This window comes from Enterobacter sp. PL_is514, assembly GCF_055816715.1.
On sequence record NZ_JBVPGN010000036.1, the window covers coordinates 603394 to 627200 of the forward strand.

The window sequence follows — 23807 nt, forward strand, 5'->3', positions numbered from 1 at the left end:
AAAATATATGACAAACATTTTACCAGAAAAGATCTATATGCTAACAGTACCATATGATCAAACGGTAACACTTCCCGCAAAAACTTCTCTAGTAGTTAATTATCTAAGTGGTGGAAATAGTATTACTATCTCTAATACAGATTTAGTGCCAAAAGAGTTTACCTTAACATTAGATATCACTGGTTCAAGTGATAAGTTGTTTTGTGTCCAAATAAGCGGTATTACCACTATTAACTTTGTTTCTGAATTAATTGATCCAACTAAATATACTACAGAGTATTCACAGTTGCTTAAGTTAATTTCAGATATTGACGAGGTAATTAAAAGTCGCGTAGATGGAGGCGGTGTTTACTCAACAACTATCAATAATAAAACTTTAATTAGTGAATCACTAACTAACCTAGAGAGTATGCGTATACGTTACATTAAACGTGCAAATGCTCTATGGGCTAGTATGAACGATCAACCCGTAAATGGTAATGGAAAACCATTTAAGAGCGTAACCGTATTTCGTGACCCTAATTATCCTAACAGGTGGGGAACACGTTAATGTTTTGGAAGAAAAAAACACAACAACAGATAGAAAAACCAAAAGCAAAACCAAGCCATAAGCGTTTCGTTGAAAAACCAACACTAACTATGAAGCGTGATTTACAGGCAGTACGTGGTATGAGTACCCCCGTAATTTCCTTTGGATTCACTTCCGGTACTGGTTCACAAAATATCAATAACTTGATCCGCTGGTTCCTAAGTGATTGGCGTAATGCTTCACGTGAGGCAGTACTAAAGAATCCATTGGGTAGTAAGTACATGAACCTATCCGTAGATGGTGTAGTAGGTGCGGAGGGTGTTTATATCAAGCCAGCCCCATCTATTGAGGGTAAGACCCCCGACGAACTACAGGAACTCTCACAGCGTCTTGAAAAGCGTTTTGACCGTTGGGCTTATGATGCAGATCGTTTTAGCCTAGATGGTTCAATGACCTTTGATATTTTTCAACAGACCGTAGAGAAGATCCGCGTACAAGATGGTGAATGCTTTATACGTATTCATAATGTGAATAACACAGTAAAACTTGAAATCATAGATACCGCTCGTTTAACTCAATTGAATAACCAATGGCTAGATAATGGTAACTATATTTCAAATGGTATTGAATTTGACAAGAATCATAAACCAGTAAATTACTATTTCTGTATCTACAATCCTATTACCTATACATATGATGCTACGGCATTTGAAATTATTCCGGCAAAGGAAATCTGTCATTACTTCATCCCTCAACAGATGGGACAGGAACGCGGCATACCGGATATGATCAGTACTAGCAAAACTATGGAAGATTTAAAGAACTTCACCGAAGCGGCACTAGTTGCAAAACGTATTTCTGCAAGTGCCACAGCTTACATTACTAATAATAATAATGATACCGACCAAGTAGAACTAGTAGCAGGGGAAAGTGATAGTACTGCAACATATTCAGAATATCTAGAACCAGGTGCAGTATTTGAACTAGGTAAAAATCAGGATATTAAAACAGTAAGTCCAAATAACGGTGCAGATAAGATTAGTGAATTCACTAGTGAACTAATGGATCAAATCGCAATGGGTTTGAACGTCACTAAACAATCTCTAATGGGTAGTACTGCTGATGCTAGTTTCTCAGCCGCGAAACTTGCAGAACGCCTACAGGCAACCACATTTAGAACTCGTAGTAATGTCCTAATTAGTCGAGTACTAAAACCAATCTATCTAGAATGGATGAAGTGCGAAATGCTAAATAATAGTGATCTCAATATCTCTTTTGCTGATTTTGATGATGCTATTTGTGCTCGTTATATTCCAGTTAAACCAATCTCCCTAGACGCTACTAAAGATATCCAGGCCGAGATTATGTTACTTGATGCAGGGCTTAAATCTAAAACTCAGATCATTAGTGAAATGGGTGGTGATCCACGCATAACTCTAGAGGAGATTGCAAAAGAAAAGGAAACAAACACACAGGGAAATACAAATGGAATTGAACCTAAAGAACCAGAAGAGGGAGCAGACAGTACCAGTAACAGCAATTGATGTTGATAAACGTACTATCGAAGTAGCATTTGCTACGGAAACGCCAGTTTGCCGCGTACTCGAAGGTGAACAATATTATGAAATTCTACTATGTGATGAAAACTCTGTAGACCGTACCCGCATTAATAATAAGGGTGCAGTACTATTCAATCATGACCGAGATAAATTACTAGGCGTTGTTGAATCTACATCTATTGATGCAGATCGCGTATGCCGTGCCACGCTACGAATTAGTAACGTAGGACTAGGTAATACTATGTGGTCAATGATTCAAGAGGGAATTCTATCTCATATTAGTGTTGGCTATAACATCAATGATTACCGCATTGAAGCAGGTAATAACATTATTGTTACTCGCTGGGAACCATCGGAAATTAGCCTAGTTACTGTACCTGCTGATCTACATGCTGGCATTGGTAGAAGTGCTGGACGTGACGATGATTTCGCAGAAGAACTAGAAGAAGCTCATGAGGACGATTCACTAAATAGTAGTAATGAAATCAGTGAAGAGGAAAGACTCATGGAAGAACAAGAGGGAATGGAAGAAACCCGCCTAGATAATGAATCATATGACATTAAAGAAACTCTTGAAGTAGATAATGATGAAAATGGTGGCGTAGCTAACATTGAATTAAGTGATGGTGAATTAGAAGAGATGCTATCTAAGCGTCCAGACCTATTAGCTAAACTTCAAAACAAAGGTGAAGAACCTGAAACACTAAATAGTAATGATCCAGTAGAAACCGAAGATACACGTACTGCTAGTAATGCAGACGGTGAAGCAATTCATCAAGAAGATGAAGCAGAACAAGAACGCAAGCGTGAACTTACTTCAATTGGTTCAGTACTGAATGTGGATGTATCAGAAGCAATCGCTAAAGGAATTAGCGTATCTGATTTCAAACGTTCACTAAATACAAATATTAAAACTCCTAACGTTAAGGATAACAAAATGGAAAAATCTGTAATTAATGGTCTAATCCGTCAGGCTGCCGAGGGTAAACCATTCGAAGGTGCTCGTATTGAAGTACCAGTAAACCAACTACGTGCAACCTCTACCGCTCCAGCTACTGGTGGTGCTCTAGTTAAAGAAGTTTATGTAGATTCATATATTGATGTTCTACGTGCTAACTCTGTTTTTGCACAACTACCAATTCAAACTTTCTCTGGTCTAGAAGGTGAAGGTAATTTAGTACTACCAAAACTATCTTCTGATTTCACTGCGATGTTTGATTTCATCGACGAAGGTGCTGATTCCCCACTAGTTGATGCAAACTTTGAAAAGCTAGTACTAAAGCCTAAGACTTTCTCTGGTTCTGTACCAATTACCCGTACTCTAATTAAGTCTGCTGATACAGCAGAACGTTATGTACAGGATGCAATGGTACGTGGTGCTGGTCTAAAACTCGAAAAAGAAATTCTTGCACAGATCGTTACCGCAGCTCCTTCTAAAACTCTAACTGCTGCTATTACACAAGCTGATGTACAAGCCGCTCTAGGTCAACTAGCCGCTGCAAACGTACGTATTGATAACGTAGTTGCTATCGTACACCCGTCTACCGCAGCCGTTCTACGTAGTACCCTAGTCGGTTCTAACACCGCAGCTAAGTACATGATCGAAGGCTACCGCTTTGAAGCATACTTGTGTGATTCCGTACGCGTTATCGAATCTACCCAAGTTGCCGCAGGCAGTATCATCTTTGGTGACTTCTCTAACGTAGTTCTTGCTTCTTGGGGTGGGCTAACTGTAGATCGCGATGATACTACCCTACGTGCAAGCCAAGGTATTGTACTACGCACATTTGCTTTTATTGACCATTCTATTAGTCATGAGGAAGCATTCCTAGTAGTTAAACTAGCGGCTTAATATATGAGAGAGTTTAGTAATAGCCAAATAAAGGCACTACTAAATTCTTTCGGTGAAAATCTCGTCATTGTTCAGGATGGAGTAACAACAACCGTTACTGTAATTTTCGAGCAAGACGAGATTTTTTTTGAAGATACACAATCTACTGTGAATTATTTTACCTCTAACTCTGGTTTACCAATGGGTATTACTTTTGAACGTAATGGTACTACCTACATAGTAAATAGAATAGAAGATGATTTGAGTGGAATCTCAGATTATCACTATATTCAACACATTGATTTAGAGGATATCTAATATGTACACGGCAGATTATACAATCAGAAAGTACCTAACTAATAAGTTAAGTACTAAAGCGAATCTTCATTTTCCATCGAAAGCTTCAGTAGATAAAAATGGAATGGTATACATTGGGGAAAGTTCAGTAACTAGAACTAAGATCCCCCAAAATATGCCAGTAATCGCGGCACAAATAGTACCGCAAGAAGTGCAGAATCTATGTCAGTTTACTATTGATTTTGTATCAGTTGCCGAAGACTTTAAAAATGCCTCAGATGAAATTGAAAAGATTCTAGAGGCAATCTTTACTAAAGGATTCTTAGATGATTTAGATAAACTACTTAGGATGCCAATTTATGAAGTACTAGTTGGTGATAGTTTAATGACTACTCAAGCCGAAGCACAAAAAACAATGTATGTACATACGCAATCAATTACATTTAGCTACGGGGAGTAATAATGTCATTTCTAACTAACTATACAACGGTATGGATTAATACCAATATACTTAACACCGATCCAAAATCTAGAGCGTTTGAACAAGTTGAAAAACTTGCAGCCTTTCCAGTTGTCAGTACTACAACACAAGTTGCATCAGTTGAACCATATAACCAAACATTCATGGCTAAGGCCGTTGGTGATAAAGCATATGATGATGTGTCAATTACTGTTAACTGGGTTCCAGCAGATCACCAATTCCTAGATGACTTGGTAAACTCTGGTGATGAAATTCAGTTAAAAATTGAAATGCCAGATGAAGGAACGGGTGACACTACCGTTCCATATGCAATGTACAACGGTACTCTAACTTCAATGTCAACTGCTGGAAGTTTTGATACCGTAGTAACCAAAACATATACCTTTGCACCAACAGCATTAGTAAGCTCCGGTGTTCTAGACGATACAGTACTACCAATTAACCGTGGTGATTTCGGCGTTGGCTCTAATGGCACTACGTACCCAAGCTGGCAAGAACGCGACGGTAACGGATTCATTAAGATTCCCGCAGCCTCATCACCAACAGGTACTGATGTTCTAGGTATTAATAATCTTGATGCAAACTTTGGTACTCAATTAGTAATTAGTAAAACTGGCAACCCGATTATTAACGTTCGTAACTTTGGCTCGTCTATGGGGGCATGGTACAAAGTCTATACCAGTGCTGATAAACCAACACTAACAGAACTAGGTGCAGCCTCAAGTGCTAGCCTAGCAAACTACGTTTTGAAGACTCAGACAATTAACGGTAAACAGCTAACTGGTAATATTACCCTTGTAGCCGCTGATATCGCTGATGTGTACTCTCAAACTTATATCACTAATACCTTTGTTCCTAAAGTATTTCAGTTAAATGGTCATGCACTCTCTGGTACTTCATTAAACTTAGTAGCGGCAGATATTCTAGATGTGTACTCACAGACACAAACCAATACTAACTTTGTTGCAAAGACTCAGACGATTAACGGCGTGGCATTAAGCGGAAATATTACATTAGGTGCAGCACAGCTAACCGATATGGCAAGTCTTAGCTACAGTAACAGTACTTTTGTACCTAAAACTTTCTTAGTGAATAACAAGGCACTTACAGGCACGAATATTCAACTTGTAGCCGCAGATATTCCAGATGTGTATTCACGTACTCAATCAAATGATCTATTTGCACTACGCATTACCCGTATTAATGGCTATGCACTAAACAGTGATATTACTTTGAACTATGATGATGTTGGAACATACTCAAAGAAACAAATTGATGATAAAGACAAAGCATTACAAGCCAATATTGATACAAAAGTAACAATTGTAGATGATCTATTAGCACTAAATACACTCACAGGCACTAGCCTAGAGATTGATTTATCAGATAGTAAGACTGCATTCACTGTTACCCTATCAGCAGGAACAACTAATTTTACTATTGTTAACGCAAGCGGTAATACTAAGAATACTCAATCTTTCACTGTAGCTATGAAACAAGGCACAGGGGCAAATAAAATATCATGGCCTGATTCAATTCTATGGTCTTATGGGCGTGTACCAGTACTAACTTTTACGAAAGATTCAACAGATGTATTCCAGTTCGTTTCTTATGATGGTGGTAGCACTTGGTACGGCTCCTTACTAATGGCAGATCTTCACTAATGATTAGGAAACACAATTTAGATAACGCGTATCAAATGGTCGAGGGGCAGTTTAAATTTCTCGACCGAAACACAGGATTAACCACAGATAATAAAACTCAGCACTTCGTATTCAATCCAGATAATGTACTTGCGAACAATAGACACTATATAGCGGAAACACAGTGGGAAGCACAACCTGATGGCGACAGCACTACAGAAGGGCAGTCATTACAGATACTAGGTGCATTACATTGTTACCAAGCTACTAAAGAACCGTACTACTTAGAAAAAGCAAAACAGTACTTTGATGCATACCATCTTGCATTCTATCGTGGTGTACCATTCCCAGATCCACCAAGTACGGCATTACGTTGTAATTGGATTTGTAATGGTAAGGCTCCCGTACTGGCAAACTACCCACTAGATCCCGAATATCCAACACACGGCGGCTTTAAAGGGGTTCTTTTCAATTGGGTAAACGGACAAACTAAGATCCCTTCAGGTGCTCCGAACTATGGTGAGTACTTGGATGCTGTATGGTTCGCCTTTCCAGAGCGTGCATCACTAGGTTGGAACCAAGTTAACGCCACTGCTTACATGTGGTTAGAAGATGGTTCTACCGATTGGAAGACCAAAGCACCAACTTACGATGTGGATTGGATCATCGACCGTACAGGCCGTAAGGTCAATTCTGATGGTGAAGTACTGGAACAAGGTCTAACAAGTCAGATCGGTACAGTCCAGCTCAAGAACACTTCAATCAATGGTAATTACCGCTTCAATTACGCAACACGTAACCCCGTAGAACATGGTGGTTACATGTTCAGCAGAAATGAACGTTGGCACAACCGCCCAGTAAACGTACCTATTGATAACTACGGTGATCTCGATTTTGCTGATAATGCATCAGATGCCGAATTATGGTTCTGCCTGGCTTCTAAAATGCTATGGGATATAACAGGGGAGCGTAAACACTATCTTGCATGGCAGTGTTCATTACTAACTTGCTATGGTTATTCTGACATTGATAAGTTTGATATGTTCTTTCGTAAGAGTACTATTGCAAAAACGCCATTCACTGATGGTATCTCATATGACTATTTCTATCCAAGTAATCAAGTAGCAACATATTCAAGAGATGCAGAAGGGTACATTGTAATTAATCAAAGTGCATCAGCACAAACTACTCTAGAACAACAATCAATTTGGTTTAAATTTAATAATAATTCAAACTTCCATATCGAATATGGCGGCGTTGATACTACTGGAGTAGGTCTAGGACTAGCTGTAAAAATGACAGTTAATAAAACTAAGGTAGAGGAGGGTTCAACCTTATACCGTTGTGGACTACCTAACACTAGTCCAAATGGTTCTATTACTGTAATGGATGTTCCAATGAATCGTTTTACACGTGTTAGAAAACCAGATGGTGGTGAATACTTAACCGCAGATATGCGTAACATTTCTGATTATGGTTCTAATACTGTAACGAAGTTCGAATATCAATCAGGTATTGTTGGTAAGTACTATGATAACGTAATTACAAGTACTATGGATGGTGACGGAGGTATGGTAATCGGTTTCTATATCTATGACCAAGAGTTACAGGATATCAAATCATTCACCTATCGTACTTACAATGACAATTTCAATATCCGTATCACTGATGATAACGGTTGGCGTTGGTGGGCTATGTTACCTGCTAACAATGGCGTTTGGGTAACTCAGAACTTCTCACAGCTAGATTTCAAACTAAACAGCTATCAGCCGAACCATTCAGAAGGAGATGAGCAACCCGCAGCCGTTACCCTAACAGGTCGCGAAGACTTCACTATCCTACTTGATGATGATCCAGTAGATGGGGTGTCAGGCCGTATTGATTGGTACTGTGTGAACGAGCTACCAGAGCTATATGATGATGGTGGTACTGGTGATTATTCAGTACTGGTTAATCTAACATTCAATGACAGTACTAGTAGTGGTTATACAGCCCGCCTTGGTGACTGTACTATCAAGCAATATATGTTGAGTAGTCTTGCTTATACTCCTGGCTTAATCCCGTTCAGTAATATTACAGATCCATATGCTCAATTATATTCTGGTTGGCGTGGTCTTCCATATCCGGGCTATCAATTACCTACTATTTGGTGTTTCAAAGGTACTACTATTGATACAGAGAGACTAAATAATAGTATTAATTTCCTATGTGATGCACAGGACTGGTTTACTAATAAATTCCATCCAACACTACCTGGCCCTTGTGCTCAGGCGTTTGTGTGGAATCGTCAGGATGCATTAGCGTACTTACCAGAAGGTGAGAAAGTCGATACATTCATTATGGATCACTTCTATTCAGAGGCTTGGTCTGGTTATGAACCACGTGCATTTTATGCAGGATGTAACGTAGTACATGAATTGTGGTCACGCGGTGATTATACAATCCCTACTAAGATAATTCAGTACTGTAAAAACTGGATGAATTACTTGAAATGGTTTATGAAAAATAATAATGGTCATGCACCAACACGTTTTAAAAACAATGGTGAAGTAATTTATGATGGGTTTACCCCTCACATGTCCGGTTTGTGGTTGGCAGGTGCTTGTATTATGGCAATTGCTGGTTATCCAGATGATGAATTAATACAAATGTTGTTTGATGAAGTTCAAAGTTTCTATGAGGTTATCACACCAAATCATGTAATGAATGGTACGTGGGCAGCCGCTATACGTTCTGGTACTCCAACAACAGCAGAAAACAATAGTATGTTCTTTGGTTTTTATAGCGGGGAAGTACTAAGAGGATTAGGACTATATATAGAGTACTACAATCTTCATAAATAATATGAATGAAGGGTAACAAGGACTGTTACCCGCTTTAAAAAGGAAAAAACAAAATGGCATTTAAAAATATGTTTATGGCCAACAATGTTAAAGTTGAGATTGCTTTAGCTCCTGTTAGTGGTGTTGCAACAACCTTTACTGTAGTTGAGAAGGTAGCAGCTTTCCCAGCCGTAGCAGGTGCAGAAACCAATATGGCTACTGTAAATAGTTTCGGTGAATTGTATGCGGAGAAGATCCCAGGCAGTAAAAATGTACCTGATATCTCTCTTACTGTTAACTGGATTCCTGGTGCAACTGGTCAAGAACTACTTAACACTTATGCAGATAATCTAACCAAAGTACAGCTACGTGTAACCTTCTATGAGAACCTTACTGGTACTGATGGTGCTTCATACTTCCAAGTAGTTAACGGCTATATCTCTACTAACACCACTTCTGGTGATTTCGATTCACAAGCACAACGTGAATATACCTTTGTTGTTACTGGTGCTCCAGTTGCAAGTGGTGAAACTGCTGGTGACTAAATAATATCAATAAAATAATAATTCAAGGAAGATACAATGAACCTAACTGATTTAATGAGCGTGATTGGAGTAAAAACCCACGAATTCGAACTAGCACCAAATGTAGTTGTGAAAATTCGTATGCCGTCACTAGCTCAATATTCCCAATGTACTACACCATTCAAAATTATCTATCATTGTGTAGTTGATGACGAAGGTAAACCACTTTTCGAATCACCAGAACAGATTGAAGAAAACGTAGAATTATCAGTGCAGATGAAACTAAGCCAAGAGATTGATCGTATCTTCACTGAATCAATGAATATTGATGATATTGAAAAAAAGTAAGAAGCGATCCGTTTCTTGCACTAACTCTAAAACTAATCCGTAATAAGGGGTGTGGTGTGGATGAACTCTACACTATGCCCCTTTTGCTTTTCTTCTATATATACGTATATGACGCGATTATAGACCCGAACTCAGCCCAAGTAGACCAAATGCGTCATTGTGAAATCATGCAAGCTCTATGGCTAAGTACTGGCAATATTAGAAAAGAAGATATGCATAAGTTCAGTACTAAAGAATTCGATTCACTTGGATTGCTTAGTAATAAAACTCGTGCAGAACAGGCAGAAGAAAGGATAGAGAAGGAGAAGCAGATCGCAGAAGAACAAGCAAAACAACAGCGTGCAAACATGCTCGCATGGATGGGAGTAAAGCCAGATGGCAAATAAAAAACAATCAATGATTTTTGAAATCACAGGTGATGAATCTGGCTTGAAACAATCATTGAAAAACGCGGGTAATAGTCTATCCGATTTCAATAATAAAGCAGGTGGTGCATTTGGTAACGTAGATGGTTTACTTACTTCTAGTGGTGCAGCATTCAGTACTTTTGCGGGTGGTGTAGGTATTGCCGCAGCCGCAGCTATGGTAGCTATTAGTAAGATGCAAGTACAAGCAGAGAAAGCATTTGAAGTATTCCAATCTGCAAGTCTTGCACAAACTGGTGTGGAGAACTTACAGAAGCAAGCTAATATGTTTGCGGCAGTAGGTTTAACTATGGATAACGTAGCCGACCAAATTAAAGATAGTAAGGATAAGTTGGGCGATGCCTTAACTAACCAAGCCGGTTCTATGTACACTGATGTAATTAAACCACTTAAATTAAGCATTCTTGATCTTCAGAAAGCCGCAGATAGTGGTGAAGATATTATTGCTAAGATTTACTATCAAGCTAAACAAATGGGCTTTAGTAATTCTCAAATCATTAACATGATGGAAACTATAGCAAACGATGCGGATAAACGTATTACCATTTATCAAAAGTATAATAGTGAACAAGAGTATCAAAACAAACTAGCAGATGAGAGCGTACAACTAACTGGTGAACAGTCTAACCAGTTCCAACAGTACCGCCAAGCTACGCTAGAACTAAGTAAGGCTTGGGAGGCATGGAATAACTCTGCTTTAGCACCAGTTGCGGCTAACCTTGCAGATATTCTAAACCTAATGACTAAGATCCTTAACAGTAAGCCCGTAGCCGCCGCAGCCGCAGCTACAAGCCGTGAAGGTATTGCAGCAGTACAGGAATACCAGAAGGGCTATCAGCAAGATATGCTTAAAAATTCTTCTATCTATGGTGCTCAATTAGTAGAAGAACAACAAAAGGACGCAGAACGTAACCAGAAAACTTTTGATGGTATGTTAGCAAATCTAGACAAGGCTAATAACCTAATTCAGAAACAACGTGAAGAGTACAATAAAGGATTCGAGAAAAGTACTATCGATGCAGCAATGAAGCCCTTCCAAACTGCTAAATCACAGACTCAATCTAAAATTGATGATTTAGATAAACAGTACAAAGATACACGTGCTGCAATTCAAGAATCATTACTAAAAGGCTATAAGGGTAATCAGGATGCTTTGAATAAAGACCTTGCTACTCTTGATGCTGGTTATAAAGAAACACGTGCAGACCTCGTTAAGAAACTAACAGAGAGTGATGATAAAGCCCGTGATGCAGCAAGTAAGAAAGCAGCCGCAGCAGCTACCAAAGCCGCAGCAGAAGAAAAGCAACGTCTTGCCAAACAAGTACAGGCACAGAAAGTACTGGATCAGACTATGGCAGCGATGGGTGCTAATGCCGCACAGGTGAAGTTACAGCAATTCAATCTTCAACAGGATGAGATTGAAAAGCGTATTCGTGATTCTGCGAAGCTCACTAAGAAGAGTGAAGCAGAGACTAATGCAATGTTGAGTACTCACTATGCAGACAGAGCACGCAATTACAAAGAAATGGTTGATCAGATGTTGGCCGAGAATGACCGCTTGAAGCAAGCTCAGAACATCGCAGCCATCGCAAATGATCCAAATGCCACACCAGAACAAAAGGCCGCAGCCGCAGCCGCTGGTAACAAGTGGGCTACCAGTACTGCTACTCAGGGATTAGGTTATCAAGACCCATTCAATACACAGGTAGACCCAACTAAGTTAGCAGCTATCGGTACAGAACAGCAGAACAACCAGGACGGGGCAAAGGCTCTATATGATGCCAAAGTAATTGGATTCCAAGAATACCAAGATCAGCTTACAGCGATTCAGACGAATGCAGATATCAAGCGTGCTCGTGCTACTGCTGATGCTTTAAACGGTACTATTGGCCTTTGGGGTAATGCCGCTGGTGATATCGGTACTACTCTAGCTGGTGCTTTCGGAGAAGGTAACGACGCAGCCAAGGCATTCTTTGCAGTACAGAAAGGTATAGCAATAGCCCAAAGTATCATAAACATTCAGCAGGGCATTAGTGAAGCAACCAAGTTAGGCTGGCCTGCTGGTATTGCCGCTGGATTAAAGGTAGCAGCAGAGGGTGCAAACATAATCCGTACTATTAAGGGAACAACTATTCAAGGTCAAGCCCATGATGGTTGGGATTCATTGCCTAGTACTGGTACATATAATCTTGAAAAGGGTGAGCGTGTAGTAGGTAAATCACTTAACCAAGATCTAACTAACTATCTTAAAGATGGTGGTAATAAATCATCTGGTGAAATCAAGATTGAAGCACCACTAGTAATTCAAAACTCTGGTGATCTCACAGATAAAGACTTTACTCAAATGTGTAAAAAACATGCTGATGTAATCGTACAGGCAGTACGTCAATCACAACAGCGTAATGTGTAATAAATACTATAAAGCCCACGATTATGTGGGCTTATTTGAAAGGATTCAATATGCTAGATAACGCAATTATTAGCGAATTTGTCTTGAATGACAATATTCCACAATATTTAAATCAGACGTGGACTGGTGAACAAATCACACGTGTAGTAGGTACGCAGTACTTTAGTATTACATTCAAAGCTACGATGAATAAACAATTTCGTGTAGAACTTGCAAACTTCTATGCACAGTACGCACAAGGCAAACCCTTTGATATGCCTCTAGGTTGGTGGGGTATGTACACAGGTAATCAGAATGCAGGTGTACAGGCTACCGCAGCTCGTAGTGCTGGAGCTACATCAATTGCCGTAAACTCAAATAGTCTTGAAGTGGGTTCACTAATCCAATTCAACGGTCACAAAAAGCTATATCGTGTAATTGCAAACACTGGTACTACTATGACCATTTTCCCAGGATTAATTAAAAATATCCAATTGGGTGAAGTAATCAAATACGATAACCTTTCTGGTTCGTTCGTACTAACTCCACAGAATGCATTGTATTCATTTCCAAGTACTAACTTAATAGAAGTAACAATTCAAGCAACCGAGAATATCAGAGGTTAATCATGGCTATTCCTAATAACGTATTAAACAATGCCGTATTGGTTAACTACTGGAATCTAGTACGCGGAGATAACAAGACAGTACTAACAGAAAAAGAACTCTATCAATGTGGTGTTATGGTTAAAATGGTTGACTTGCTACCTCCTACTGGTTCTGCATTATATCTTATCGATGGACTTTCAGAGAAAACAGTAAATGGTTTAACTTATCAACCAGTACCGGACTTTATCGATTCGAGTTTTGCTAACTATGTAGAAAAGAATCAGGTAAACAACAACGGTACTACATTTAAAGTCAGTAATGTAAACCAAGAATATCTATCTATGGCATTACGTGGACTTTGGAAAGATGCAAAAGTAAATATATGGATGGGTATTGTTAGTCCTGCTGATGGTTCTATTCTATATCGTTACCGTATCTTTAGTGGCTATATCGATTACTTCTCTTCAGATTTTAATGTTGAAAGTGGCAATACTGAAAACACAACTACTGTTAGTCTCAATAGTCTATGGAAGAAATTAGACCAAACACAACGCCTACTATCCAGTACTAGTATTCACCAATCCACACATAAAGGTGATAAGTTCTTTGACCTAATTGGCATCATAAATAGTTCAGAACAATTCTGGAAAGCGAGTAAGAAGTAACATGAATAAAGGTTTAATTACCGAGTACCTAAGCACCTACGCAAATACACCAATAGAATATGGCACAGTGGATTGCCATATCATGGCATTAACCGTAATTGATATGATAATGGGTACTCAATATAAAGATGAGATTTACAAGAAATATAAATCTGCATCAGGTGGACGCAAGTACGCCAAAGATAACTGTACATATCCAACACTAAAGAAACTTTGTGAAGATAAGGGTGAACTAGTAGATACACCACGCGATGGTGATATCCTTCTAGCTAATGATCACTGTACTGTATTCTGGAGAGACAAAGTAATAGTACTGAATGATGAAAAGGTATTCAAAGTTCAACGCTATTCACAAGAAGATAATAATTACAAAATATATAGATTCACGGAGGAATAATATATGGCAGTAGCAGCATTAGCAGCCGCTGTACTGGCTGGTGCATCGGCGGCAGCGGCGACCTATGTAACAGTAGGTTTAATTGCGGCAATCGCAATTGGTGCAGCAGTAACAGCACTATCCTATGTTGCATCAAGTCAAATGATGAATGTAGGCCAACAGGGGGTAAGTTATCCAAGTACTGGTACTAGTAATGCCCGATCAGTTTCGCCCTCCACAGGTATTCCCATAGTGTACGGTGGTTCTAATCGAAATAAAGATGAAGTTGCATATGTTAAAGTAGGTTCTATCGTAGTTTGGCAGAACGTATACAAAGGTGAGTCTAACCAACTATGTTCCGTACATTGCCTTAGTATTGGTGAGATTGGACAAGTACCAGGAGAAACACAAGCAGGTGTAATTAAGCAGCTCTATTTTGACAACGTACCAGTACTACGTGATGATGCATATATTACTCAGGAAGGTATTATTCCTGAATCAATGCTAATTGAGAAGTTCCGCAAGTTCCTACAGATTGAAGTGCGTTTTGGTAAACCTACATACGGCGGTTCAATGACGTTAGCCCGTCAATATGGCGGCAGTAAATGGACTGATGATATGCGTGGTGATGGTCTAGTACAGGTCTGTACGGTCATTAAGAAAACTAACGGTAGCCTTACTGATGGTATTCTAACCAATATGAACTATGTACTATCAGCAGAGATTAGAGGTAGAAAAATCTATGACCTAACTGATAACGTACTAAAACCTTCAAGCAACCCACCAAGCCAGTTATATGACTTCATGACAAATACAGAATTTGGTTTCGGTACAGATCCAAATGATATTGACATTGCCTCTTTCCGTAATATTGCACAGTACTGTAAAGATAATCACTATTATTCAAATGGTAGTATTGCATATGACAAAAGTTATAAAGAGAACATGGAAGCAATTCTACAAACGTTCGGTGGTGTACTATATGAATCAAATGGTGTTCAGTACCTTAGTGTGGATACGGCAGATTTACCAGTCGAACACTTTGATGAAAGCAATATTCTTGGTTCTGTTAATATCACTACTGGTTCAAATACAGATTACTTCAACACTATGGATAGTACTTATACTAATCCAAATGGTGACTATGCCGAAGATATTATTCGTTACCCAAGTGATACACTAACTAACGAAACGATTGTACGTGATGGTTATATCATTAAGAAAGATTTAAACTGTAAATGGATTCAAGATAAAGACCAATTAGCCAAACGTAGTAATATCGAACTATTAAAAGCTAAGTATGTACTTGCTGGTATTACATTTAATACTTTCGTAACTGATATTACTGTAAATGATGTATTCACAATCAGCTTTAAAGAAGCAGGTTTTGAAAATGTTAAGTTCCGTGTAGTTTCCCGTACTGTACCAATGACAGTAGACAAAGCAGGAATAGTACAGATCACAGCAGTACAGTATGCCGATGGTATCTATGCTGGTGTTGACCCAGGACAGTTCCCACAGAACGGTATTACTAACTTACCTAACCCTTCACAGGTAGAGCCACCAAGCAACCTACAGGTACAACGCCTTGGTACAACCGTAAATGGTAGTACTGTGTTAATTACTTGGGATCTTAGTCAAGATACTGGCGTACGTGGATATAAACTACGTTATAAGAGAAGTGATTCCAGTACATGGATTAATATTGGTAACGTTGGACAATACAGTACCAGTTTTGAAATCCTAAACTTGATACAGGGTGTAAGTTATGACTTTGGTATTGAAGCATATAACACACTTGGTTATTCATCCGAACTAGTAGCAATCTATAACCAATTACCGCAGATCATTTTTGCACTACCAAAAGTAACTGGTCTTGTAATGGTGAATGATGATGCAGGATTTAACCAGACCTATTCACAAGATTTTATTTTTGATTGGGATGATCAAAGTAACATTCCAGTAAATGGTAAACGTTTCACTGATTTCTTCAAATATTATGAAATCCGTGTATATGATAGATATCGTAATTACCTTAGATCTTATTTCACACAGGATAGTGCATGGTCTTATACCTACGCAATGAACCAATCAGACGGTCTAAGCCGTTATCGTGTTATTGGTATCATCGCACACGGTTACGGTACTGGCATCTATTCAGAAGAAGTACAGATTGAAGTTAGTAACCCACAGCACCCACAATTGCTAGGTGTTAAATTACGTAATGGATATGATCAGGTATTCTTTGAATGGGATGAATCAAACGTACCAGATTATTCGGGGGTAGTATTCCAAGCAGCAAAAGATGAGGGGTTTAGTTCTGGTGTTGTCTACTTTAGTAGTTCTAACCGTTATACTGCTTCATTCCCGATTGAAGACGGATCTTGGTTCGGTAGATTGGCAGCATATGATGTAATGGGACAAGATGAATTAGTATGGAGTCCTACTATCGGTTTCAATCAGAACACTAAGGTTCCGTACTCTAAGTTGAATGACGATGTTATCGATGGACTACTTAATAGTGAAGTGGCTACTGGTATTGTTGAAAAGCAAATCGTAGATGAACTTGGTTCACGTTGGCAGCTACAGGTAAGTAATAACGGTAACGTTACTGGTATTGCCCTAGCAGCAGATGAAAAATCATCAGTTTTTACCGTACTCGCAGATCGTTTCAGTATTATCAGTACTGACTCTGCTAAACAAAGTGATAAGGTTTATCCGTTTGTAGTTCAAAATGGTAAGACTTTTATTAACTCAGCCGTCATAGCTGATGCAAGTATCAATACAGCCCAAATTAACAACTTAGCAGTGACTACCGCCAAGATTCAATCAGCCGCTATAGACAATACTAAGATAGCCAATGCCGCTATCCGCAATGCACATATCATGAATGGTGAAATTGACTCAGCGAAGATCAGCCAGCAGATACAATCCAGTAATTGGGATGGTACTAATGGTTGGATGATCAATAAGAACGGTACAGCTAACTTTGGTAACGCTACTATTCGCGGTACGATTTTTGCGAACAGTGGGGTACTTAACAACGTTACTATCAATGAAAACTGTAACATACTTGGTACGCTAAGTGCCGCACGTATCGTAGGTGACATTTGCCGTCCTCAATCTACTGGTATTGCATCAGTACCGTTCATATTCGGTTCTAAAACAGTCTCAGGTGGTCAGGCGGCGTTAGACCCAGTAGCAAACCAACACTATGTAGCATTGCGTATTCGTGGGGAAGATTTTGATCGTATTCTTGACAGTAATATGACTCTTAATTTAACTACGTATGAACGTCAATACTTCTATATTCGTATGGGTGGTGATGGTATTCCAATGACAAACCTATTGTATTGGGATGCTGGCAATGGAGGCGGGCAACGTGATTGGCCTATTAATGGTATCTATATACCAGCCGTAGGGCGTGGTAGATGGAACTATATATATATCATGTGTACTACGTCACGTAGTGGTATTGCAAAGTTAAATGTACCAGCGTTACTAAATTCATTTGTATATCGTGCAGGTGATCAACCTTTATATAATGCTTAATACTAAATAGATTGGGTGATACTAATAATCTAGTACTACCCATAACTATTAATATTATAATTTTAAAAGGAACTGAAATGGGTTTTGATGTTTTGGCTGCATTACTCTTTTCTGCTGGTGCACTCCTATGGACAATATACCGTGATAAGTCTGGTGATACTGATGATTTAATTGATAGAGTAACATCACTTGAATCAACTGTTACTGGTCTTACTACGGATATTGCACGTCTAAATGTGGATCATGAAGACCTAGAAGCTACTACGCGAGTGATTCAAAACCAGATACATCAACTGGATTTGAAGATTGAACGTATTATCACAATTCTAGAACAACAGGAAAAAGAAAAGGGGCGATAAGCCCCTTTATTATTTCCACTTTAATTGATTATTCATGTCATCGACACGTGATTTTGTCTGCTTATACCATAGTGAATCTTTTGATTCTCTACGCATACCATCACGATCACCAATCTTTGCCGCTGCTAGTAGTTTTTTGAATTTACTTGTGCCGGACAATCCCAATTGAAATATCATTATAATTAGATAATCTTCAATATCCCTAGGTAACGTACCTAAGTTAAGTGTACGTAGTTCCGCTTTTGCCTTTTCAATATCATGAGCTAATAGTATGTCTGCTTCTATTGGTGTTAATCCATTACTGAAATTTTCACCTTTTTGTACTAAGTGACCATATCCAATAGTAGGGTAGCCAAGTGAATCTTTGTACGTCCAAAATTTACCGTTCTTATAGTACCCAAGAAATTTTTGATATTCCATTGAGCCTTCATATAGTCTCAATCTCTCTTTAATGTCTGCCATTACTAAATATTCCTATAGTTAATTGTATATGGAATATTTATATGGAATGGAGTAGTTATAATGAAAACGAATGGAAAGTAGAGGATATCAATTCTGGACAGTACGCCGCGTTCGTTTACTTAATCACTTTTGATAATGGTGATTTTTATATTGGATTAAAGCAGGTATACAAAGGCATTAAAGATATTAAGAAACTAAAGGACAGTACTAAAGAATCCAACTGGCGAGAATATACCAGTAGTAGTAGATCGGTTAATCAGATGATTGATGACGGAGTAGAGTACAAGAAGTATCTACTTTGGTGTTTCCCCACAACAAACCAAGCCGCTTTAGTAGAAGCAACATTGATTGGTTTATTTGGTTCAAAAAGTAATTGTGTGAATAAAGCAGTAATGGTTAAGGCAAGAATACCAAATGATAACGGGGCAACATTCCGCATCATTCAACAACTCATAGAGGAATTAAACTAATGGGATGGAAGAGGGGCAATAGCCCTAGTGATATGAAGAAATTCATAAATGATAATTCACCAAGAATTGGTGAGCAGTTTAAAAAAGAACTTAGTGAACGTATGCGTACGGTTACTAAACAAGTCCAACAAATGATTAATGTAGAATCGAAAGGTGGTGTAGTACCGTACACCAATCGTGCTATGAAGTTTAACTTCTATAAACCAAACTCATTCACTAGTATTAATCAGATTGTAGTGATGCCAGATCAGGCAGACTATCTAAAGAATGTCATAGACCCTAACTATGTTCGCAAACATGAGAATAAAGTGATTCCTTATAAAAATGCAAAACTAACTAAGCAAGGAAACATATCACAATTAAAGAACAAGGATAAATACCAACGAGTGAAGAGTAAGAACGGTAAAGAATTTCTTATCGACACTACCAAAAACTCTAGCAAACGCAATCCAGTAATGGCACGTAAGAAAAGGGTGGTTGGTTACTATGGAAGCGTAGGAAGAAAACCACTGTTTAATTTCTATGATGAAACAGAACAAAAAGTAATAAAACAACTACGAACATTACGCGGTACGTTTAACTACCGTTGGAGAAATTAATGATGAACTACTTAGAACAATTCCCATGTTATGACCATACAGTACTAGATAATTTCGCTTTCCAAAGCATCAAACCAGTGAGTGTTACCCTACCATATGATAAAGCACTATCAGGGAAGATGATTAAGAAACAAGTTGATAAGGCTAAAGGTGATTTAATTGCATTCAGTTTTGAATTGACTAAAACACCAAATGTTAATAATGGTGATGTACTAACTGTTGATCTAATTGATGGTAAGAGTACGATTACAGTACTTACATCTTTCCAACAGGTTTATAAAGGACACCGTGTTATGTCGTATATATGCCAAAAGGAACTATAATGTTTAGCATTATCGCAGAACTAATATCTAAAGGTTTTGATTTTTTCATCAAAAGGAAAACCTTAGAGAAGGAAGTACAAACTACTAATGCCGAAGGGCAGATTGAAGTAAATAAGGAAGAGATTGAAAAAGTATCATTCCATTGGCGTAATGCCCTTGGTTTCGTGATCACCCTAATCATACTCTATAACTGGATCATCGTACCAGTACTAGATGCATTCGGTATCGTCGTGATCCAAGTACCACTAGGTCAACTTATGCAAGTCTTGCTTATCATGGTTGGTGGTAGCTAAATTGAATTAAAGCCCCGTAATGGGGCTTTTTGGTTCCTATTGATATATTTCTTGTAAACCTATGAATGATGCTGGTAATATTTCACCTTAAACATTAATAATGGTTACTGCTATGAACAAAAATAAAATAATTGATGTGATAATAAAATTTCTTAAATTAAATATCAAATCTGTTTTGTCATTTTTCTTGGGCGGTATATTTGTACTTTGTTTTATTAAAGTTGATAAGTACTCTGATTCTGTAAGTGCATTTGCTAATACCATTATGGCAGTTGCGGCTGTTATTGGTTTAGTGTTTGCTCGAAAATGGAAGCGTGATGCTACTAAAGATAAAGTAATTGATAGGTGTGTAAAGATTCTATCTGTATATCTTTTGGATATTAAAAAGGTTTTTGTTCCAGCACTGCATATAAAAGTAAATGATGTTTGGTTTAACTCTTTTAAGGTTAAAGATGACGCTAAGTATAAAGATGTTGTTTTCATAAAAAAAATGGCTTCCAATTACGTAGGGCTTATCAAACAGGAAAGTGAACTTTATACTGAGTTAGTATCAGATCTTGAGTACCTGAAATTACTATCGTGGTGTGTTAAGAAAGAGCATCAAGAAGCTATAGATAAAATAAAGGTTACTATGCAAACAATAGTAGCAGATGACCAAAAATTACTAGCGTTAACTAACATTATATTTGGAATGTGGAATTTAAATGTTTATGATGATGATACAAGTAAAGGACATACGGATCTTGTCTATGACTTATCTAAAGATCATAGAATTGATATGGCACTAGAGCTAATTCCAAAAATGATAAGGGATAGAGAGGATTTAAACTCCCTAATTGAATCTCTGTTACGCAAACAATTGAATGTGTTTTCATTCATTGAACAAGTAGAACACTAAAACATATTCTTTTTCATAAATACCCACATATTAATCTATGTGGGTATTTTTTATGGCAAGAATTACAAAAAAGGAATCAGCGTTACACATTCAAGTAATGGATCTTATCCACTCGGATAAGCAACTATCACAAGACGATAAAGAGTTTATCTTCAACAACTACAAAGGCGATGGCATAGGGGCTACTGGTGCTTTCTTTACCCCTGAAATGCTCGCATGGGATTTCATACTTGATGCTGGCTGTACTGGTCAGTGTATCGAACTATGTGCTGGTATCGGTCGTCTCAGCTACTACCAGTACTTAAGGAATAGACCTACGCACATGACATGCGTTGAACTCAATCCAGAGTACGTAATGATCGGGAAGAGGGTACTACCAGAGGCAGAATGGATCACTGGTGACGCACTACAGTATTCATCAGACCGTTTCTATGATGTTGCCTATGGTAATCCACCCTTTGGGAAGATCAACACATCAGAAGCGTACACAGGCCGTTATAAGGGTAGTGAGTTTGAATACAAGGTGATTGAACATGCAAGTACCTTTGCGTCCTATGGGGCATGGATAGTACCGCAAGGTTCAGCAGGGTTTAAGTACTCAGGCCATACGTACTATGACGCTTCAGTACAGACAGCTAAGTACCAGAAGTTTGTTAATGATACGGGGTATACACTCCATCCTGGGGTAGGGATCGATACGAGCATATATAAGGATGAATGGAACGGTACAAAGGTGATATGTGAAAGCGTGCTAGTAGATTATGATGGCACAAACTTTTGACGGGGTAGGGGGATAAAGCTATGATTTCACTTAGATGTGCAGAAATTCATGCAGGGAACCCGAAGTACCCGATTGATATTCAGGCTGTCGCGCAGGCGGCAGCAAAACACCGCGTGGCGCTGGAGATTAATAACTCCTCCTTTGTTCACTCGCGTAAGGGCAGCGAAGACAACTGTCGCGCCGTGGCGGCCGCCGTGCGTGATGCGGGTGGCATGGTGGCGTTGGGCTCAGACTCTCATACCGCGTTTACGCTGGGTGATTTCAGCGAGTGCCTGAAAGTGCTGAATGATGTTAACTTCCCGGAAGCGCAAATCCTGAACGTGACCCCACGCCGCATGCTCGATTTCCTCGAGTCGCGCGGAATGGAACCGATTGCCGAATTTGCCGATCTTTAATTGTGTAATGGAATAAAAAAAATGAACGAGTTTTCCATCCTCTGCCGCGTGCTGGGTACGCTCTATTATCGCCAGCCGCAAGACCCGCTGCTGGTGCCACTTTTTACGTTAATTCGTGAAGGTAAACTGGCGCAGAACTGGCCGCTGGAACAGGATGATTTACTGGAACGTCTGCAAAAAAGCTGCGACATGCAGCAGATTGCTACGGACTATAATGCGCTGTTTGTCGGCGATGAGTGCCGCGTTTCGCCATACCGTTCTGCCTGGCAGGAAGGGGCGACGGAAGCGGAAGTCCGTGCTTTCCTCTCCACTCGCGGTATGCCGCTGAGCGATACGCCAGCCGATCATATCGGTACGCTGCTGCTGGCAGCGTCCTGGATTGAAGATAACGCCGGTGATGATGAGAACGAAGCCATTGAAACCTTGTTCGAAACGTACCTGCTGCCGTGGGTCGGGACGTTCCTGGGTAAAGTTGAAGCGCATGCCACCTCGCCATTCTGGAGAACGCTGGCGCCGCTGACCCGCGACGCTATCGCGGCAATGTGGGATGAGCTGGAAGAAGAGAACGAAGAGTGATTTAAGTCACATAAATTCTGCAACTCATCAGTTCATTTTGCATGTAATGTGCTGCTGATCTCATTTCTATGGTGCGCTTCTGCTAAGATGCGCGCCATGAACATATTACTTTGTATCGCAATAACGACAGGTATTCTCTCCGGGCTCTGGGGATGGGTAGCCGTGTCTCTCGGATTGCTCAGCTGGGCCGGATTCCTCGGCTGTACCGCCTATTTCGCCTGTCCGCAGGGGGGAGTCAAAGGGCTCTTTATCTCGGGCTGCACGCTGATGAGCGGCGTTATCTGGGCGCTGGTGATCATGAAAGGCAGCGCGCTGGCACCGCATCTGGAGTTGCTGGGGTATATCATGACGGGCGTCGTCGCCTTTTTAATGTGCATCCAGGCTAAGCATCTGCTGCTTTCATTTGTGCCGGGAACCTTTATGGGGGCGTGCGCGATCTTTGCAGGACAGGGTGACTGGAAGCTGGTGGTCCCCTCACTGGCGCTGGGGCTGCTGTTTGGCTATGCCATGAAAAACAGCGGCCTATGGCTGGCGTCTCGGCGGGAAAAAGCGCAAAACATCACGGCAGTGAGTGAATAAAAAAAGGCGAGATAATCATCTCG

The 23807-nt window shown here is 39.5% G+C and carries 25 protein-coding genes and 1 pseudogene; 25 read left to right on the forward strand and 1 reads right to left on the reverse strand.

Annotated elements, in window-relative coordinates; translation table 11 throughout:
• The first annotated feature begins 7 nt into the window (after window positions 1-7).
• From AC0TNG_RS23205 to AC0TNG_RS23280, 16 genes are all read left to right on the forward strand, one after another.
• The gene (locus AC0TNG_RS23205; RefSeq protein ID WP_473713154.1) at window positions 8-550 is read left to right on the forward strand and encodes a hypothetical protein; all 543 of its coding nucleotides are present in this window, start codon (window positions 8-10) and stop codon (window positions 548-550) included.
• Window positions 550-2073, forward strand: coding sequence for a phage portal protein (locus AC0TNG_RS23210; RefSeq protein ID WP_473713155.1), 1524 nt, complete (start codon window positions 550-552; stop codon window positions 2071-2073). The genes AC0TNG_RS23205 and AC0TNG_RS23210 overlap by 1 nt, the downstream gene beginning before the upstream one ends.
• Complete coding sequence (locus AC0TNG_RS23215; protein ID WP_473713156.1) at window positions 2015-3940, forward strand: phage major capsid family protein; 1926 nt, start codon at window positions 2015-2017, stop codon at window positions 3938-3940. Before AC0TNG_RS23210 ends, AC0TNG_RS23215 begins: the two co-directional genes overlap by 59 nt.
• 3 nt (window positions 3941-3943) lie before the next feature.
• The gene (locus tag AC0TNG_RS23220) at window positions 3944-4237 is read left to right on the forward strand and encodes a hypothetical protein (RefSeq protein WP_473713157.1); all 294 of its coding nucleotides are present in this window, start codon (window positions 3944-3946) and stop codon (window positions 4235-4237) included.
• Between the two features lies 1 nt (window position 4238).
• Window positions 4239-4676 carry a hypothetical protein gene (locus AC0TNG_RS23225; protein ID WP_248236685.1) on the forward strand — a complete coding sequence of 146 codons (438 nt, stop codon included), beginning with the start codon at window positions 4239-4241 and terminating at the stop codon, window positions 4674-4676.
• Window positions 4677-4678: 2 nt separating this feature from the next.
• On the forward strand, window positions 4679-6361 hold the full coding sequence (locus AC0TNG_RS23230; protein WP_473713158.1) for a hypothetical protein: 1683 nt from the start codon (window positions 4679-4681) through the stop codon (window positions 6359-6361).
• A gap of 35 nt (window positions 6362-6396) precedes the next feature.
• Window positions 6397-9183, forward strand: a complete 2787-nt coding sequence (locus AC0TNG_RS23235) for a hypothetical protein (protein ID WP_473713159.1) — start codon at window positions 6397-6399, stop codon at window positions 9181-9183.
• Between the two features lie 53 nt (window positions 9184-9236).
• Window positions 9237-9707, forward strand: a complete 471-nt coding sequence (locus AC0TNG_RS23240) for a phage tail protein (protein WP_117092934.1) — start codon at window positions 9237-9239, stop codon at window positions 9705-9707.
• A 36-nt stretch (window positions 9708-9743) separates the two neighbouring features.
• The gene (locus AC0TNG_RS23245; protein ID WP_117092933.1) at window positions 9744-10034 is read left to right on the forward strand and encodes a hypothetical protein; all 291 of its coding nucleotides are present in this window, start codon (window positions 9744-9746) and stop codon (window positions 10032-10034) included.
• Between the two features lie 56 nt (window positions 10035-10090).
• Window positions 10091-10420, forward strand: a complete 330-nt coding sequence (locus AC0TNG_RS23250) for a hypothetical protein (protein ID WP_050861048.1) — start codon at window positions 10091-10093, stop codon at window positions 10418-10420.
• Window positions 10410-12869: a hypothetical protein gene (locus AC0TNG_RS23255; protein WP_473713160.1), complete on the forward strand. Its 2460-nt coding sequence runs from the start codon at window positions 10410-10412 to the stop codon at window positions 12867-12869. The genes AC0TNG_RS23250 and AC0TNG_RS23255 overlap by 11 nt, the downstream gene beginning before the upstream one ends.
• Window positions 12870-12919: 50 nt before the next feature.
• On the forward strand, window positions 12920-13474 hold the full coding sequence (locus AC0TNG_RS23260) for a hypothetical protein (RefSeq protein WP_473713161.1): 555 nt from the start codon (window positions 12920-12922) through the stop codon (window positions 13472-13474).
• A gap of 2 nt (window positions 13475-13476) precedes the next feature.
• Entirely contained in the window at window positions 13477-14121 is a 645-nt protein-coding gene (locus tag AC0TNG_RS23265) for a DUF2163 domain-containing protein (protein WP_473713162.1), read from the forward strand.
• Between the two features lies 1 nt (window position 14122).
• On the forward strand, window positions 14123-14518 hold the full coding sequence (locus tag AC0TNG_RS23270) for a DUF6950 family protein (RefSeq protein WP_473713163.1): 396 nt from the start codon (window positions 14123-14125) through the stop codon (window positions 14516-14518).
• A 3-nt stretch (window positions 14519-14521) separates the two neighbouring features.
• Window positions 14522-18049, forward strand: a complete 3528-nt coding sequence (locus tag AC0TNG_RS23275) for a phage tail tip fiber protein (RefSeq protein WP_473713164.1) — start codon at window positions 14522-14524, stop codon at window positions 18047-18049.
• Window positions 18050-18126: 77 nt separating this feature from the next.
• Window positions 18127-18408 carry a hypothetical protein gene (locus tag AC0TNG_RS23280; protein WP_422712827.1) on the forward strand — a complete coding sequence of 94 codons (282 nt, stop codon included), beginning with the start codon at window positions 18127-18129 and terminating at the stop codon, window positions 18406-18408.
• Window positions 18409-18417: 9 nt separating this feature from the next.
• Here the strand turns inward: AC0TNG_RS23280 and AC0TNG_RS23285 are convergent, their stop codons facing one another.
• Window positions 18418-18870, reverse strand: a complete 453-nt coding sequence (locus AC0TNG_RS23285; RefSeq protein ID WP_473713165.1) for a glycoside hydrolase family protein — start codon at window positions 18868-18870, stop codon at window positions 18418-18420.
• 41 nt (window positions 18871-18911) lie between these two features.
• Here AC0TNG_RS23285 and AC0TNG_RS23290 point away from each other — a divergent pair, with 41 nt between their 5' ends.
• The 9 genes and pseudogenes from AC0TNG_RS23290 to AC0TNG_RS23330 all read left to right on the forward strand — a co-directional run bounded on the left by AC0TNG_RS23290 (window position 18912) and on the right by AC0TNG_RS23330 (window position 23784).
• The gene (locus tag AC0TNG_RS23290; RefSeq protein WP_473713166.1) at window positions 18912-19340 is read left to right on the forward strand and encodes a GIY-YIG nuclease family protein; all 429 of its coding nucleotides are present in this window, start codon (window positions 18912-18914) and stop codon (window positions 19338-19340) included.
• A complete protein-coding gene (locus AC0TNG_RS23295) occupies window positions 19340-19939 on the forward strand; it encodes a hypothetical protein (RefSeq protein ID WP_473713167.1) in 600 nt (199 codons plus the stop codon). The genes AC0TNG_RS23290 and AC0TNG_RS23295 overlap by 1 nt, the downstream gene beginning before the upstream one ends.
• Complete coding sequence (locus AC0TNG_RS23300) at window positions 19939-20262, forward strand: hypothetical protein (protein ID WP_473713168.1); 324 nt, start codon at window positions 19939-19941, stop codon at window positions 20260-20262. Before AC0TNG_RS23295 ends, AC0TNG_RS23300 begins: the two co-directional genes overlap by 1 nt.
• Entirely contained in the window at window positions 20262-20555 is a 294-nt protein-coding gene (locus AC0TNG_RS23305) for a 3TM-type holin (RefSeq protein ID WP_047400628.1), read from the forward strand. Before AC0TNG_RS23300 ends, AC0TNG_RS23305 begins: the two co-directional genes overlap by 1 nt.
• Window positions 20556-20667: 112 nt before the next feature.
• Complete coding sequence (locus AC0TNG_RS23310) at window positions 20668-21453, forward strand: hypothetical protein (protein WP_473713169.1); 786 nt, start codon at window positions 20668-20670, stop codon at window positions 21451-21453.
• 52 nt (window positions 21454-21505) lie between these two features.
• On the forward strand, window positions 21506-22234 hold the full coding sequence (locus AC0TNG_RS23315) for a class I SAM-dependent methyltransferase (RefSeq protein WP_473713170.1): 729 nt from the start codon (window positions 21506-21508) through the stop codon (window positions 22232-22234).
• A gap of 47 nt (window positions 22235-22281) precedes the next feature.
• Window positions 22282-22629: pseudogene (locus AC0TNG_RS23320) on the forward strand (phosphatase); the annotation flags it as partial.
• Between the two features lie 21 nt (window positions 22630-22650).
• Window positions 22651-23205, forward strand: coding sequence for a TorD/DmsD family molecular chaperone (locus tag AC0TNG_RS23325; RefSeq protein ID WP_029740002.1), 555 nt, complete (start codon window positions 22651-22653; stop codon window positions 23203-23205).
• 96 nt (window positions 23206-23301) lie between these two features.
• Complete coding sequence (locus tag AC0TNG_RS23330; RefSeq protein ID WP_473713171.1) at window positions 23302-23784, forward strand: DUF1097 domain-containing protein; 483 nt, start codon at window positions 23302-23304, stop codon at window positions 23782-23784.
• Window positions 23785-23807: the final 23 nt, after the last annotated feature.